General features: G+C 63.9%; 11 protein-coding genes and 1 pseudogene. 9 read left to right on the forward strand and 3 right to left on the reverse strand.

All coding sequences use genetic code 11. From position 1 onward, the window contains the following. Window positions 1-48 precede the first annotated feature (48 nt). Window positions 49-1,671: an inorganic phosphate transporter gene (locus ACVWZ4_RS00260; RefSeq protein WP_456734529.1), complete on the forward strand. Its 1,623-nt coding sequence runs from the start codon at window positions 49-51 to the stop codon at window positions 1,669-1,671. Window positions 1,672-1,747: 76 nt separating this feature from the next. Here the strand turns inward: ACVWZ4_RS00260 and ACVWZ4_RS00265 are convergent, their stop codons facing one another. Continuing rightward, window positions 1,748-2,920 carry a M20 aminoacylase family protein gene (locus tag ACVWZ4_RS00265; RefSeq protein ID WP_456734528.1) on the reverse strand — a complete coding sequence of 391 codons (1,173 nt, stop codon included), beginning with the start codon at window positions 2,918-2,920 and terminating at the stop codon, window positions 1,748-1,750. 174 nt (window positions 2,921-3,094) lie between these two features. On the opposite strand from ACVWZ4_RS00265, the gene ACVWZ4_RS00270 reads away from it, so the two are divergent. The 5 genes from ACVWZ4_RS00270 to ACVWZ4_RS00290 all read left to right on the forward strand — a co-directional run bounded on the left by ACVWZ4_RS00270 (window position 3,095) and on the right by ACVWZ4_RS00290 (window position 7,585). Continuing rightward, the gene (locus ACVWZ4_RS00270; RefSeq protein WP_456739602.1) at window positions 3,095-4,714 is read left to right on the forward strand and encodes a GMC family oxidoreductase; all 1,620 of its coding nucleotides are present in this window, start codon (window positions 3,095-3,097) and stop codon (window positions 4,712-4,714) included. 136 nt (window positions 4,715-4,850) lie between these two features. Next, on the forward strand, window positions 4,851-5,795 hold the full coding sequence (locus ACVWZ4_RS00275; RefSeq protein WP_456702566.1) for a metallophosphoesterase family protein: 945 nt from the start codon (window positions 4,851-4,853) through the stop codon (window positions 5,793-5,795). Between the two features lie 14 nt (window positions 5,796-5,809). After that, window positions 5,810-6,148, forward strand: a complete 339-nt coding sequence (locus tag ACVWZ4_RS00280; RefSeq protein ID WP_456702565.1) for a cupredoxin domain-containing protein — start codon at window positions 5,810-5,812, stop codon at window positions 6,146-6,148. Between the two features lie 127 nt (window positions 6,149-6,275). Further along, complete coding sequence (locus tag ACVWZ4_RS00285) at window positions 6,276-6,824, forward strand: sigma-70 family RNA polymerase sigma factor (RefSeq protein WP_456702564.1); 549 nt, start codon at window positions 6,276-6,278, stop codon at window positions 6,822-6,824. Continuing rightward, window positions 6,821-7,585, forward strand: a complete 765-nt coding sequence (locus ACVWZ4_RS00290) for an anti-sigma factor family protein (RefSeq protein WP_456702563.1) — start codon at window positions 6,821-6,823, stop codon at window positions 7,583-7,585. Before ACVWZ4_RS00285 ends, ACVWZ4_RS00290 begins: the two co-directional genes overlap by 4 nt. Before the next feature lie 36 nt (window positions 7,586-7,621). On the opposite strand, the gene hpnO is transcribed toward ACVWZ4_RS00290, so the two are convergent. Further along, window positions 7,622-9,013, reverse strand: coding sequence for an aminobacteriohopanetriol synthase HpnO (hpnO, locus tag ACVWZ4_RS00295; RefSeq protein WP_456702562.1), 1,392 nt, complete (start codon window positions 9,011-9,013; stop codon window positions 7,622-7,624). A gap of 142 nt (window positions 9,014-9,155) precedes the next feature. On the opposite strand from hpnO, the gene ACVWZ4_RS00300 reads away from it, so the two are divergent. Next, complete coding sequence (locus ACVWZ4_RS00300) at window positions 9,156-9,782, forward strand: DUF2147 domain-containing protein (RefSeq protein WP_456702561.1); 627 nt, start codon at window positions 9,156-9,158, stop codon at window positions 9,780-9,782. Here the strand turns inward: ACVWZ4_RS00300 and hpnN are convergent. Beyond that, window positions 9,750-12,338: a hopanoid transporter HpnN gene (hpnN, locus tag ACVWZ4_RS00305; protein WP_456702560.1), complete on the reverse strand. Its 2,589-nt coding sequence runs from the start codon at window positions 12,336-12,338 to the stop codon at window positions 9,750-9,752. The genes ACVWZ4_RS00300 and hpnN overlap by 33 nt on opposite strands. Before the next feature lie 452 nt (window positions 12,339-12,790). Here hpnN and ispH point away from each other — a divergent pair, with 452 nt between their 5' ends. Together ispH and hpnH are read left to right on the forward strand one after the other, a co-directional pair. Beyond that, entirely contained in the window at window positions 12,791-13,717 is a 927-nt protein-coding gene (gene ispH / locus ACVWZ4_RS00310) for a 4-hydroxy-3-methylbut-2-enyl diphosphate reductase (RefSeq protein WP_456739603.1), read from the forward strand. A gap of 35 nt (window positions 13,718-13,752) precedes the next feature. Further along, a pseudogene (hpnH, locus tag ACVWZ4_RS00315) lies at window positions 13,753-14,914 on the forward strand (adenosyl-hopene transferase HpnH). The last annotated feature ends 170 nt before the right edge of the window (window positions 14,915-15,084 follow it).

Genomic DNA, 15,084 nt, shown 5'->3' on the forward strand with positions numbered 1-15,084 from the left:
GTCACATGCCACGCGCAAAATCGGGGCCTTGGGACAGGAGAATTTCCAATGAGTGACGTTGCTTTGCCCGGCTCCATCGAGCCGGCCTTGAGTAAGGGGCCAGACCTCAACCGCGGATTCCACCCGCTCACCGGCGTGATCTACATGGGCGTGATCGCCGCCGCACTTCTCTTCGTCGCCTACAGCATCTGGGTCGACGTCGATGCATCAGGCGCGCAGGTCAAGACCTTCGCTCCCTTCCTCCTGCTCTTCGTCGCGCTCCTGATCGCACTCGGCTTCGAGTTCGTGAACGGCTTCCACGACACCGCCAACGCGGTCGCGACCGTGATCTACACCCGCTCGCTACCCGCCCACGTCGCCGTGGTGTGGTCCGGCATGTTCAACCTGTTCGGCGTGCTGCTGTCCTCCGGCGCGGTCGCGTTCGGCATCGTCTCGCTGCTCCCGGTCGAGCTGATCCTCCAGGTCGGCTCCAGCGCCGGCTTCGCGATGGTGTTCGCGTTGTTGATCGCCGCCATCATCTGGAACGTCGGCACCTGGTATTTCGGCCTGCCGGCCTCGAGCTCGCACACGCTGATCGGCTCGATCATGGGCGTCGGCATCATGAACGCCGTCCTGCATGGCCGCAACGGCACCACCGGCGTCGACTGGAGCCAGGCCACCAACATCGGCAAGGCGCTGCTGCTGTCGCCGCTGTTCGGCTTCGCGCTTGCCGCCGGCCTGCTCCTGATCCTGCGTACCGTTCTGCTGCGCGTCACGCCCACCCTGTTCGGCGAGCCGAAGGGCGACCAGCCGCCGCCGTGGTGGATCCGTGGCATCCTGATCCTCACCTGCACGCTGGTGAGCTTCTTCCACGGCTCCAACGACGGTCAGAAGGGAATGGGCCTGATCATGCTGATCCTGATCGGCACCGTGCCGACAGCCTACGCGCTCAACCGCGCGCTGCCGGAGAGCCAGATCGTGGCATTCAGCCAGAACTCGGAGGCTGCCAGCAAGATCATCGAAGCCAAGGCCGCCGGCTACAGCGTGATCGGCAATCCGCGCCGCGCCGTGACCAACTATGTCGCGCAGCACGAGGTGAACGCCGGTACATTCCCGTCGCTCGCCGTGCTCGTCCGCGACATCTCCAGGCAGGTGGCGACCTATGGCTCGCTCGCCAAGGTGCCCGCCGAGCTCGTCGGCAACACCCGCAACGACATGTACCTCGTTTCGGAAGCGCTGCGCTTCCTGATGAAGGACAAGGAAGCCGAACTCAGTGCTGCCGACGTCACCGTGCTCAACGCCTATAAGGGCTCACTCGACAGCGCCACGAAGTTCATTCCCGGTTGGGTGAAGATCGTGGTCGCCATCGCGCTTGGCCTTGGCACCATGGTCGGCTGGAAGCGCATCGTGGTCACGGTCGGCGAGAAGATCGGCAAGACCCACCTGACCTACGCGCAGGGAGCCTGCGCGGAGATCACCGCGGCCGCCACCATCGCGGCCGCCGATGTCTATGGCCTGCCGGTCTCGACCACGCATGTGCTGTCATCAGGCATCGCCGGCACCATGGCCGCCAATGGATCGGGCCTGCAATGGGCGACGATCCGCAACATCGCGATGGCCTGGGTCCTGACCCTGCCCGCCGCGATGCTGATCTCGGGCGTGCTCTATTTCCTGTTCTCGCACGTGTTCTGAGCCACGACACGGACCACAACAAAAAGGGCCCGCGCGATGCACGGGCCCTTTTCATTTGCAAATTCGCTTGAGCGCCTCACGACGCCGCGAGCTGTTCCTCGACCAGCTTGACCCAGTAGGACGTGCCGAACACGATCGCCTCGTCGTTGAAATTGTAGGCGGGGTGATGCAGGCCGGCGCTGTCGCCATTGCCGCAGAAGATGAACGCGCCGGGACGCGCTTCCAGCATGTAGGCAAAGTCCTCGCCGCCCATCAGGGGCGGCATCTGATGCACGTTGGCATCGCCGGCGACCTGCTTGGCAATGCGCGTTGCCACCTCGGTCTCCGCGGCGTGGTTGTTCACGACTGGATAGTTGCGCTTGTAGTGTAGATCGATCTTGGCGCCGGTGATCTGCGCCACCCCCGCAACCACTTCGCGCACCCGCTTCTCGACGAGCTTGCGCACCTCCGGCGACAGGGTCCGGATGGTGCCCTTCAGGGTCGCGGTTTGCGGAATGACGTTACGGGCATTGCCGGCGTGAAACTCGCAGATCGAGATCACCGCTGATTCCAAGGGATCGACACTGCGCGCAACGATCGACTGCAACGCCGTGATCACCTGCGCACCGACGAGAACGGAATCAATGCATTTATGCGGTCGCGCGGCGTGGCCGCCGAGACCCTCGATATTGATGTCGACCTCGTCGGTTGCCGCCATGATCGGACCGGGCCGGATCGCAAACGAGCCGATCGGAATGCCGGGACCGTTGTGCATGCCGTAGACCTGCTCGATGCCGAAGCGCTCCATCATGCCGTCCTTGACCATGGCCGCGCCCCCGGCGCCGCCTTCCTCGGCCGGCTGGAAGATCACGATCGCATCGCCGGCGAAGTTGCGGGTCTCGGCCAGGTAGCGCGCAGCCCCCAGCAGCATCGCGGTGTGGCCGTCATGGCCGCAGGCGTGCATCTTGCCCGGAGTCTTCGAGGCGTATGGCAGATTGGTCTGTTCCTCGACGGGCAGCGCATCCATGTCGGCGCGCAGACCGATCACCTTGAGCCCCTCGCCGGCCGGCTTGTTGCCTTTGATCACTCCGACCACGCCGGTCTGGCCGATACCGGTCACGACCTCGTCGCAACCGAATTCGCGCAGGCGATCCGCGACGAATGCTGCGGTGCGATGGACGTCATACAGCAACTCGGGATGCTGGTGGATGTCCCGTCTCCAAGCCTGAATATCGGGTTGAAGGTCGGCGACGCGATTCACGATGGGCATGGAGGGTCTCAAGCTTTGTTGAAAATACAGCCCTGTCTACCATGCAAGCGCCAGTCCACCCAACTGGTCGAGATCGGGTCTAGCCCTGCCCGTGCGACATGGCCGGGCTTGTCCCGGTCGTCTCCGTCTGCCTATTAGGGTGGAACGTTTAGAGATCATCCGGGTGGAAGCAGAATGCCAAGGCGGCTCGAAGGTGAGTTTGATTATATTGTCGTGGGCGCCGGCACGGCCGGCTGCGTTCTTGCCAACCGGCTTTCCGCGGAGCCCAAAAACCGCGTCCTTATTCTCGAAGCCGGTGGTGACGACAACTGGATCTGGTTCCACATTCCGGTCGGCTATCTTTTCGCCATCGGCAATCCGCGCTCGGACTGGATGTTCAAGACCGAGGCCGAGCCGGGCCTCAACGGCCGTTCGCTGGCCTACCCCAGAGGCAAGGTGATCGGCGGCTGCTCGGCGATCAATGCCATGATCTCGATGCGCGGCCAGGCCGCCGACTACGATCACTGGCGCCAGCTCGGCATGACCGGCTGGGGCTATGACGACGTGTTGCCGCTGTTCAGGCGGCTCGAGGATCACTTCCTCGGCGCAAGCGAGCATCACGGCGCCGGCGGCGGCTGGCGCATCGAGGCGCCGCGGCTGTCGTGGGAGGTTCTCGATGCGGTCGGCGATGCCGCGGAAGAAATGGGCATCAAGCGCATCCCCGACTTCAACACCGGCGACAACGAAGGCACCAGCTATTTCCACGTGAACCAGAAGCGCGGCCGGCGCTGGTCGTCGGCGCGAGGCTTCCTCAAGCCGGCGTTGAAGCGCTCCAATTTGCGGCTCGAGAAGCACGTGCTGGTCGACCGTCTGATCATCGAGCAGGGCCGCGCCGTCGGCGTCCGCTTCATCCAGAACGGCGAGATCGTCGAGGCGCGCGCCAAACGCGAGGTGATCTTGTCAGCCGGCTCGATCGGCTCGGTGCAGGTGCTGCATCGCTCCGGCATCGGCCCGGCCGACTGGCTGTCGCCGCTCGGCATCGACATTGTCATGGACAAGCCCGGCGTCGGGCGCAATCTGCAGGACCACCTCCAGCAGCGCGCGATCTACAAGGTCGAAGGCGTGCGGACGCTGAACGAGACCTATTACAACCTGTTCCGCCGCGGTCTGATGGGCCTCGACTATGCCTTCCGTCGCCGTGGGCCGCTGACCATGGCGCCGTCACAGCTCGGCATCTTCACGCGCTCGGATGCGACACGCGCGCGCGCCAACATCCAGTTTCACGTGCAGCCGCTGTCGCTCGACAAGTTCGGCGATCCCCTGCACCGCTTCCCTGCCATCACGGTCAGCGCCTGCAATCTCCAGCCGACGTCGCGCGGCACCGTGCGGCTGCGCTCGTCGATCCCGGACGAGAAACCGATCATCGCGCCAAACTATCTGTCGACCGACGATGACCGCCAGGTCGGCGCCGACGCCATCCGCACCACGCGCCGCCTGATGCAGCAGAAGGCGCTCGCAAAATATCGCCCGAGCGAATATCTGCCCGGCCCCACCGTGGGCGACGACGATGCCTCGCTCGCAAAAGCCGCCGGCGATATCGGCACCACGATCTTCCATCCGGTCGGCACGGCCAAGATGGGTGCTGTGAGCGATCCCATGGCCGTGGTCGACGAGCGCCTGCGCTTCTATGGGCTCGGCGGTCTGCGCGTCGTCGACGCCTCGATCATGCCGACGATCACTTCGGGCAATACCAACACACCGACCGCGATGATCGCCGAGAAGGGCGCGGCGATGATCCTGGAGGATGCGAGGTAGCCTCCCGTCATCATGATCAGTCACCGCTTTTCCGTCGATCCCACCTCACGAAAACGTCATCGCTCCCCGCGAATAAACCGACTCCTTCCCCGATCAACTCCCCCGAAGCCCAATTCCGGGCCAAAGGAGACGTGCGATGAGCGGACACGATCACGGGGAAGACGGCGTCAGCCGTCGCAAGGTGCTCGAGTGCATGACTTGGGCCGGCACCGGGGTGCTCTGGACAATCACGGGCGGCGTCCCGCGCTCGCTCGGCATCATCGATTCCGCGGAGGCCGCGACGGCGGCCGCGCCCGGCATGACCTTCCTCCAGATCAGCGACAGCCATGTCGGCTTCGACAAGCCGGCCAACCCGAACGCGCTGGGCACGCTGGAGGAAGCCGTCAACAAGATCAATGCGATGCCCACCAAGCCGTCGTTCATGATCCACACCGGCGATATCACCCATCTGTCCAAGGCGTCCGAGTTCGACAACGCCGATCGCATAATCTCGCAGTCCAAGTTGGACGTGCACTACGTGCCGGGCGAGCATGATTTCCTCGACGAGGAAGTGAAGTTCTATCGCGACCGTTACGGCCGCGGCACCAAGGGGGCGGGCTGGTATTCCTTCGACGCCGGCGGCGTGCACTTCGTCGGCCTCGTCAACGTCGTCGACCTCAAGGCCGGCGGCCTCGGCAATCTCGGCGCCGAGCAGCTCGCCTGGCTCGAGGACGATCTCCGTGGCAAGTCGAAATCGACGCCTATCGTCTTGTTCGCGCATATTCCGCTCTGGACCGTCTATCCGGAATGGGGTTGGGGCACAGAGGACGGCGGCCGCGCGCTCGAATACGTCAAGGGCTTTGGTTCGGTCACCGTGCTCAACGGTCACATCCACCAGGTGATGCAGAAGGTCGAGGGCAACGTCACCTTCCACACCGCGCGGTCGACCGCCTTTCCGCAGCCGGCACCCGGCACCGCCCCCTCCCCCGGACCGATGAAGGTCGAGGACGCCAAGCTCCGTTCGATGCTCGGGGTCGCGAGCATCAACTTCAAGCAGAACGAGCAGCGGCTCGCGATCATCGACACGCCGCTCCAGGGTTGATCGGAAGCAGACCAATGAAGACACTCACTCGCCGCGACTTCGGGGGCGACCTTCTCACTTTGGCCGCGGCCATCCTGCTGCCGCTCACAACCGCCCGTGCCGAAGACACCAACATGGAGGTGCATATCGACAATTTCGTCTTCCAGCCGGCGGAGCTCAAGATCAAGGTCGGCACGACCGTAACGTGGACCAACCGGGACGACATCCCGCACACCGTGGTGTCGGCCGGCAAGTTCAGGTCCAAGGCCCTGGACACCGACGACAAGTTCACGTTCACCTTCACCGATGCGGGCGACTACAAGTATTTTTGTTCGTTGCACCCGCATATGACCGGGATGATCAAGGTTGAGTAACGTCTCCAACCAAGGCATCTCTGTCTTGCCCGGCCGGTGGTCCCACGCCGGCCGGGCGCGCGTGCCTGCGGTCAGGCCCAAAGGCGAAACCCCGGACGAAACGCAGCAAGAGGCAAAGCGAGAGGCGATGCCCGTCAGCGACGATTTCCAGAAGGCACAGCGCTTCCGCGAGGCGGCCCTGCCCTATCTCGACGACGTCTACACGCTCGCACGCTATCTGCTGCGCGACGCCTCCGACGCGGAGGACGCGGTGCAGGAATGCTATCTGCGCGCGCTGAAGCACTTTGACAGCTATCGAGGCCCGGCCATGAAGCCGTGGCTGTTCGCGATCCTGCGCAATGTCTGCAACGCCGAATATGCCCGGCGCGTGCATTCGCCCGCCGCGATCGAGGACACGCCCGGTGCAACCGACCAGACGCCGATGTGGCAGGAGAACGAGGCGAGCCCGGAGACGGAAGTCTTGCGTAACCGCGACGCCGGCGCCATCCGCAACATGATCGACGCACTCGCCGAGCCGTTCAAGGAGACCTTCGTGCTGCGGGAGATCAATAACCTGTCCTATCGCGAAATTGCAGAAGCCGTCGGCGTCCCCGTCGGCACCGTGATGTCCCGCCTCGCTCGTGCCCGCGCCATGCTGCGCGCGGCCTGGACGGCGGAAGAGGAGCACTCGAAATGACCTGCGACGAAGCAAAGATGCTGCTTCACGCTCTGCTGGACAACGAGCTCGATGCCGGCCACGCGCGCGAGGTCGAAGCTCATCTCGCCGGCTGTCCGGGCTGCGCGGCCGAATTCGCAGCACAACGCGAGATGAAGCGCGTGCTGGCCGACACCAAGCTGCGCTACAGTGCGCCGGCTAGTCTGCGTGCCCGTATCGAGGCGTCGATGCCGCAAGCGCGGCCGCAGCCGAGCCGGCGTTCCGTGCTGCGTGGTTTCGCAATGGGCTCGGCGGTCTCTGCGCTCGCCGCCTCCGGCGTCTTTGCCGTGGTGCTGCGCCAGGACGACCAGCAGCGCATCCTTTCGGAGGTCGTCTCCGCGCATCTGCGTTCGCTCCAGGCCGGCCACCTCATCGACGTCGTCTCGACCGACCAACACACCGTCAAACCCTGGTTCAACGGCAAGCTCGACGTCGCCCCGCCCGTCATCGACCTCACTGCGCAAGGCTTTACGCTGGTCGGCGGCCGGCTCGACTATGTCGATGCCCGCGCCATCGGTGCCGTCGTCTACCGGCGCCGGCAGCACATCATCAACCTGTTCGTGGCGCAGACCGCGAGCATCGAGCATCGGCCCCCGAAGACGCAGACCATGCAGGGCTTCAACTGCCGCCGCTGGGGCGAGCGCGGCCTGAACTTCTGGGCCGTGAGCGATATCGGCGGCGACGAGCTCACCGAGTTCGTGGACAAGTTCGAGGCGGCGATCAAGGCGAATGTGGAGGGGTAGTCGTCTCGCCGTCGTTGCCGATGCCGCGGCAAGAGATCAAGCCGACCGCCGCACCGCGTTGTCCACCAGCGTCTTGCCGAGCGACCAGATCGCACCGGGAACCTTGTGGCTGCCCGCGATGACGTCGTCGAAGGCGCGCTCGATCCAGCTGCAGTCTTCTTCCGTGATGGTGAGCGGCGGCAGCAGCTTGATGGTGTGGCTGCCGTGGCCGGCGACCTGCGTCAGGATCTTGTGATCCTTGAACAGCGGCACGGTGATGAGCTGGCAGAACAGGCCCTTGTTGGCGGCTTCCAGCACGTTCCAGGAGGCCCGCAGCCGCAGCGATTTCGGCGGCCCGAACTCGATGCCGATCATCAGGCCCTTGCCGCGGACTTCCTTCAGCAGCTCATAGCCGGGCACCATACGCGTGAGTGCCAGGCGAAGTTCGGCGCCGCGCTTGGCGGCGGACTCGATCAGCTTCTCCGATTCCATCACATCGAGCGTGGCAATGCCCGCGGCCATCGCGAGATCGTTCTTGGAGAAGGTCGAACCGTGCACCACCGCGCGGTCCATCTGGTTGAATATCTTGTCGAAGATGCTCTTGCGCGTCAGCACGGCGCCAACAGGCACGTGGCCGCCCGAGAGCGACTTCGACAGCAGCACCATGTCGGGTTCGACGTTCCAATGCTCGACCGCGAGGAAGCGTCCGGTGCGGCCCATGCCCGTCTGGATCTCGTCGGCGACGAACAGCGTGCCGTATTTCTTGCAAAGCGCGGCCGCGCCCGGCAGGAACTCGTCGGAGGGCATGTTGACGCCCTTGCCCTGGATCGGCTCGACGACGAAGGCCGCGACCTCGCGCGAGGCCAGCGCCTTCTCGAGCGCGGCGAGATCGTTGAACGGAACCGGGGTGCAACCCGGCAGCAGCGGCTCGAAGCCGGTGCGGAAGTTCGAATCCCCTGTCAGCGACAGCGCGCCGTAGGTCAGGCCATGGTAGCCGTGGGCGCAATAGACGATGCCCGGGCGGCCGGTGGCGCCGCGGGCGAACTTGATCGCGGCCTCGACGCATTCCGCGCCGGAATTGGCGAAGAACGCCTTGTCGAGATAGGGAACATACTTCAGGAGCCGCTCGGCGAGGACGCCGGCGAGCACCGAAACATCGAACTGGACGAGATTGGGCAGATCAGCGTCGAGCACGCTTTTCAACGCGTCCCGCATCACCGGATGATTGCGCCCGATCGCGAACACGCCAAAACCGGACAGCAGGTCGAGATAGCGCGCGCCCTCGCGATCGTAGAGGTACTGCCCCTGCCCTTTCTGGAACCCGACATCGTAGCCGATGGTCTTGAGAACCCGGACGAACTGCTCGTTCAGGTACCTATTATGCAGGGTGTTGCGCTGGGCCTGACGGTCCGCGAACAACTGGGACATGTCTGGATTTGGACTGTTCATCCGCTACATACTTCGGTTGAGGGCCGCTTCGTCAACTGAAAACGGTCAGCGAACGGAAAACGCTCTGTGCGGCCTTTTGCCCTTTTTCGGACCATCTTCGCAAGCACAGCTTTAGACCATGTTGCACTGCCGAGGAACACTCATGCGTTTGGCTATTTACACCGGACTAATACTGGCAGGCGGTTACACCGGCCTGACACCAGCGCTCGCGGCCGATCCTACCGGCGACTGGCGGGTCGCGGACGGCGTCGCCAATATCCGAGTCGCCCAATGCAATGGCAGCATGTGGGGCGCCGTTTCCTGGGAAAAGAAACCCGGCGGCCGCGACGAGAACAATCCGGATGTCTCAAAAAAGAACAGGCCTACGCTAGGCATGGCGACCCTGATCAACATGAAGAAAGTGGGCGGCGCCGAGCAGTGGGAAGGTCAGGTCTACAACGCCAAGGATGGCCAGATGTATAGTGCGACCATCACGCCTGTCGGCGCTGACCAGCTCGAGATCAAGGGCTGCGTGCTGGGCTTCCTGTGCGGCGGCGAGACCTGGACCCGCGTCGGTCCCCCGATTCCCTCGAGCCCCGCCAACGCCATGGCAAAGGGCGGGCCAAAAACCACGGGGGCGGCGCCGAAGGCCGCGTCGGGCGCCGCAGCACCTGCACCGATGACAGCGGCTCCAAAGAGTGCCGCCGCGGCCAAGCCCGGTCAGAAAGGTGCCCCCGATCCCGTCGGCGACATCTGCCTACTCCCTGAGATTGCGGGGTTTGCCCATTAGGGCCGGCTGAAACAGCAGCACTGCGGCAAGCGTCGTCACCAGCGAGAGTGCGAGCAGCTTGCCCATGCTGGACGTGCCCGGATGGCTCGACAGCCACAGGCTGCCGAATGCGGTCGCCGTCGTCAGTGCGCTGAAAAAGATCGCGCGCGTCAGGCTGGTCTGAAGCAGGTTTGTCCTGCCGGACCGCCACGCCACGACATAATAGATCTTGAACGCGACACCGACGCCGAGCAGCAGCGGAAACGCGACGATGTTGGCGAAGTTGAGCGGCAGGCCGATCAGCACGCAGATCTCGAGCGTGACCGCGCCTGCAACCAGCAACGGCACCAGCGTCATCGCAACGTCGACCAGGCGGCGCAGGGTGATCCACAGCAGGAGGCTGATCACCAGCAGCGCGTAGATGCCGGCATGGATGAACGCTCGCACTACGGTGTCACCGGATTTCAGGATGGAGACCGGTCCGCCGATCGCTGTCGGCTCCGCCTCGAGCACGGCCGCCGCGAACTTGCGCAGCGTGTCGTTGTCGTTGGGATCGCCCTTCGGCTGAGCTTCGACGCGGATGATGCCATCCTTGCTCTTCCAGGCGCTGACGAGATCGGGCGGCAGTGACTTCAGGGTGACAGGCTCGGCCTGCATCGCCTTCCTGAGCTGGTCGAACACGATCTTCATCGGCGTCACGAACACGTCCTGCGCCTTGTTGCGGGTCGATTCGTCGGCATTGGCGAGCTTTTCGAGCGCGTCCGCTAGGCGGCGCGAGGCGACCGCGCCAGGGCCCTTTGCGTCACCTGCCGTGCGGCGCAGATTGTCGACCGAGGATTTCAGTGAATCGACGTTCTCCTGATCCGACGGCGCCGCGTCGATCTGATCCGGATTGAGCGCGGGGTTCAGGATCTTGGCGCCCTGCGCGATCAGCTTCAGCTTCGGCTGCTGGTCCTCCGGCACGAAACTGTCGAGCGACATCACCCGCAGCACCTCCGGCACCTTCTCGAGCTTCGCTTCGACCTGCTTGGCCTGCTCTTCAGACGTGGTCATCACGTTGACCGCATTGGCGCCGGTGTTGGGATCCTTGCGCAGGTCGAGGAAGGTCGCGATCGACTCGGCGTTCGGGTTGCGCAGGTTCATCGGGTTGAAGTCGAACTTCATGAAGTAGAGCAGTGGCAGGCCGGCGACCGCGAGCAGCAGCGTGCCACCAACGACCAGCACGCGGTGCTTCTCCAGGAAGTGATCGAGCGGCGCGAGGAATGCGTAGCCGACCGGCTCCTTTTCGCCGGGCGGGTTCAGCAGCTTCAGCATTGCCGGCAGGACGGTGATTGAGGAGATGAACGCCACCAGCATGCCGACGCCGGCGATTTGCCCGAGCTCGGCGATGCCCTTGTAGTCGGTCGGGATGAAGCAGAGGAAGCCGGCCGCGGTGGCCATCGCGGCGAGCGACAGCGGGATTGCGGAGCGTCTGGCGGCAAGCACCAGCGCCTTGCCGAGATCATTGACCTTGTAACGCTCCGAGCGGTAGCGGACGCTGTATTGGATGCCGAAATCGACGCCGAGGCCGACGAACAGCACCGCGAACGCGATCGACAGCAGATTGAGTGAGCCGACCATCATCAGGCCGACGGCAGTGGTGACCGCCAGGCCGACGAAGAGATTGACGAATACGGCGAAGATGATCTTCGCTGAATGCAGCGCCAGCCACAGGATGAACAGCACGACCACAACGGTGCCGATGCCGTTGACGACGGCGCCCTCCTGGACGGTCGCGTATTCCTCGTTGGCAATCGGAACTGGACCGGTCAGCCGCACACGCGCGTGGTACTTGGTCGCGAAATCGAGATCCGCCGCCGCCTTGCGGATCGCGTCAGTGGCGTCCTTGCCGGGCTCAAGCGCGTTGTAGTCAAGGATCGGCTTGAATTCGATGAAGGCCCGCTTGTCCGAATCCTGCAGCGGCTGGTCGCTGACGAGTTCACGCCAGGAGAAGGTCGCGTTGCCCTTGTTGAGCACGGTCTCGACCGTCTGCGAGATCAGGTTGAACGGCCGCTCGGTGCTATCGAGCTTGACCTGACCACGCTTGACGCCGGCGAGCCCGGTCTCCAGCGCACCGGTCAGGCCGCGGATCGACGGATCGCCGGCCATGATCTCGATCAGGGGCGCCGCGGATTCGAACTGGCCGGTGATCTTGCCGACTTCTTCGGTCGGAAGAAACAGCAGGCCGTTCTTCTCGAAGAACTCGCCGGTGCCGAGTTGCTGAATGGCGACGAAATTGGCCTTGTCGTCCTTCAGCCTGGCATACAGCGCGTCCGCCGCCGCCGTCGTCAGCTCCGGCGTCGCGCCTTCAACGACCGCCAGGATCGTCGCATCGCGGTCGAAGGCACGGTCGAACTGCTGGTCGCGCTGACGCCAGTCGAGTTTCTGCGAGATCAGGGAATTAATGTCGGTATTGATGGCGAAGTGCCGGGACGTGTAATAGCCCGCCCCCACCGCCAGCAGGAGCCCGAGAACGACGACGAGAGAGGCAAACCGGGTACAGGCCCTGACGATGGCAACGACTACGCTTTGCAGCACTTCTTTTCTTTCTGCGGTTAACAGCTTGCCGGAAACGCCCGCTCTTTAGCGGAGTTCCCAGGCGAAACCTATTGCCGTTTGGGTCGTTCTCGCACGAACAAGGTTCGAGGCAGACGGCGAAGGACCATGGCAAAAAGCATGGGGGACAGCGGTATAGCCGCCGAGTTGAGGCGGTAAAGTGACGAAGGGGTGAGCACAGTCATCGCCGACTTGCTCACCCGGACGACCGCATTATAATACCCGCGCCCGGTCCCGCCCGAACCTGCGGGTCACCCACACTTCCCTTATTGCCGATTTTTTGACACAAAGTGCTGCGCCTGCATGCATCGGAACCCACGGGTGGGCCACCTGCCGAGGTCGCGAAACATTGGTGCGGATATTGCAGCACGCGCCCTATCAGAGTGCCCCGGGACAATTGAGCGGATTGGTGCAATTTGCGTGATGGACGTCCAATGGAAGTTTATCTGGCGCAGCCGCGAGGCTTTTGCGCGGGCGTGGTGCGCGCCATCGAGATCGTGGAGCGCGCGCTGGAGAAATACGGCCCGCCGGTCTATGTGCGCCACGAGATCGTGCACAACAAATACGTCGTCGAGAGCCTGAAGAACAAGGGCGCGATCTTCGTCGAGGAGCTGTCCGAGGTTCCGCCGAAGGCCGTGACGGTATTCAGTGCTCACGGCGTCGCCCGCAGTGTCGAGGAAGAGGCCGCCGCGCGCGACCTTCCGGTGCTCAATGCCACCTGCCCGCTGGTCACGAAAGTTCACAATCAGGGGAAGCGCTACATCACCAAGGGCCGTACCCTGATCCTGATCGGCCATGCCGGCCACCCCGAGGTCGAGGGCACGATGGGCCAGGTTCCCGGGCCCGTTCTGCTGGTCCAGAGCGTCGACGAGGCCCGGGCCCTGGCGCTGCCGGCGGATACGCCAGTGGCCTACATCACCCAGACCACCCTGTCGGTCGACGACACCAGGGATATTATCGGCGCCCTCCAGGCCAGATTTACAGATATTCAAGGCCCGGACATCCGGGATATCTGCTATGCGACACAGAACCGCCAATCTGCGGTAAGGGACTTGAGCAAGCTGGTTGACGTGATCTTGGTGGTGGGCGCCGCCAACAGCTCGAACTCGAACCGGCTCCGCGAGATCGGCACTGAGGCCGGTGTCGCGAGTTATCTGATCGCCGATGGAAGCGAGCTCAATCCCGAGTGGTTGAATGGTGCCAGGTCGGTCGGCCTCACGGCCGGCGCCTCGGCGCCCGAGGTGCTGGTTGATGACGTGATCGAAGCGCTGCGGCGGATCGGACCGGTGACGGTTTCGGTGCTCCCCGGCCGCGAGGAAAACATCGAATTCCGGCTTCCGGCCGAACTGGCTGCAAGCTGACCTACCCGAATTTGAAGCCCAGAAAGAAACGTGTAATGGCAATCCCCTTCTTCAAGGAAATGCGTATCGGCGGCTATTTGCTCAAGCAGAAACTGCTTGGCCGCAAACGCTATCCGCTCGTGCTGATGCTGGAACCCTTGTTCCGCTGCAACCTCGCCTGCGTCGGCTGCGGCAAGATCGATTATCCGGATGCGATCCTCAACCGCCGCATGACCGCCCAGGAGTGCTGGGACGCGGCCGACGAGTGGCGGCGCCCCGATGGTGGCGATTCCCGGCGGCGAGCCGCTGATCCACAAGGAGATCGGCGAGATCGTGCGCGGCCTCGTCGCGCGCAAGAAGTTCGTGTCGCTCTGCACCAACGCGCTGCTGCTCGAGAAGAAGCTCGACCTGTTCGAGCCCTCGCCATACCTGTTCTTCTCCGTCCATCTCGACGGCCTCAAGGACCATCACGACAAGGCCGTGTCGCAGCAGGGCGTGTTCGACCGCGCCGTCTCCGCGATCAAGGCGGCGAAGGCCCGCGGCTTCACCGTCAACGTCAACGCCACCATCTTCGACGGCCATCCGGCCGAGGAGATCGCGAAATTCCTCGACCTCACCGTCGAGCTCGGCGTCGGTGTCTCGATGTCGCCCGGCTATGCCTATGAGCGCGCGCCGGACCAGGAGCACTTCCTCAACCGCGCCAAGACCAAGAAGCTGTTTCGCGACGTCTTCGCGCTGGGCAAGGGCAAGAAGTGGAATTTCATGCACTCCGGCCTGTTCCTCGACTTCCTCGCCGGCAACCAGGAATACGAGTGCACGCCGTGGGGCATGCCCGCGCGCAACATCTTCGGCTGGCAGAAGCCCTGCTACCTGCTCGGTGAAGGCTACGCCAAAACCTTCAAGGAGCTGATGGACACCACCGACTGGGAGACCTACGGCACCGGCAAGTACGAGAAGTGCGCCGACTGTATGGCCCATTGCGGCTACGAGCCGACGGCAGCGACCGCAGCCCTCAACAACCCGATCAAGGCTATGTGGGTGTCGCTGCGCGGCATCAAGACCACTGGCCCGATGGCGCCGGAGATCGACATGTCGAAGCAGCGCCCGGCGCAGTACATCTTCTCGGAGCAGGTCCAGAAGAAGCTCTCCGAGATCCGCAAGGACGAGGCCGAAGCCGCCGCGGCGAAGGCCGCGCGGAAGGCTTCGACGGCCGCGTAAGGGCGTCAGCCGGCGAAAACGAACAAGGCCCGGTCGCCGATGGCGATCGGGCCTTTTCTTTTGTTCGGCGCGAGGGTCCGCCAGGACGGAACGATACGCGAAGCGATGCCCCTCGCCTCCTCGCACTTATGCGAGATGTGAAAAACAACCCCATGCACAGTAGAAGCGTG

The sequence above is a fragment of the Bradyrhizobium sp. USDA 4472 genome (assembly GCF_054058595.1).

Excerpts from the sequence above, each read along its gene's own strand:
- ispH (WP_456739603.1), top strand. The coding sequence starts at position 12,791 with ATGGAAGTTTATCTGGCGCAGCCGCGAGGCTTTTGCGCGGGCGTGGTG.
- ACVWZ4_RS00300 (WP_456702561.1), top strand. The coding sequence starts at position 9,156 with ATGCGTTTGGCTATTTACACCGGACTAATACTGGCAGGCGGTTACACC.
- ACVWZ4_RS00265 (WP_456734528.1), bottom strand. The coding sequence starts at position 2,920 with ATGCCCATCGTGAATCGCGTCGCCGACCTTCAACCCGATATTCAGGCT.
- ACVWZ4_RS00290 (WP_456702563.1), top strand. The coding sequence starts at position 6,821 with ATGACCTGCGACGAAGCAAAGATGCTGCTTCACGCTCTGCTGGACAAC.
- ACVWZ4_RS00275 (WP_456702566.1), top strand. The coding sequence starts at position 4,851 with ATGAGCGGACACGATCACGGGGAAGACGGCGTCAGCCGTCGCAAGGTG.
- ACVWZ4_RS00285 (WP_456702564.1), top strand. The coding sequence starts at position 6,276 with ATGCCCGTCAGCGACGATTTCCAGAAGGCACAGCGCTTCCGCGAGGCG.
- hpnO (WP_456702562.1), bottom strand. The coding sequence starts at position 9,013 with ATGAACAGTCCAAATCCAGACATGTCCCAGTTGTTCGCGGACCGTCAG.
- ACVWZ4_RS00280 (WP_456702565.1), top strand. The coding sequence starts at position 5,810 with ATGAAGACACTCACTCGCCGCGACTTCGGGGGCGACCTTCTCACTTTG.
- ACVWZ4_RS00270 (WP_456739602.1), top strand. The coding sequence starts at position 3,095 with ATGCCAAGGCGGCTCGAAGGTGAGTTTGATTATATTGTCGTGGGCGCC.
- ACVWZ4_RS00260 (WP_456734529.1), top strand. The coding sequence starts at position 49 with ATGAGTGACGTTGCTTTGCCCGGCTCCATCGAGCCGGCCTTGAGTAAG.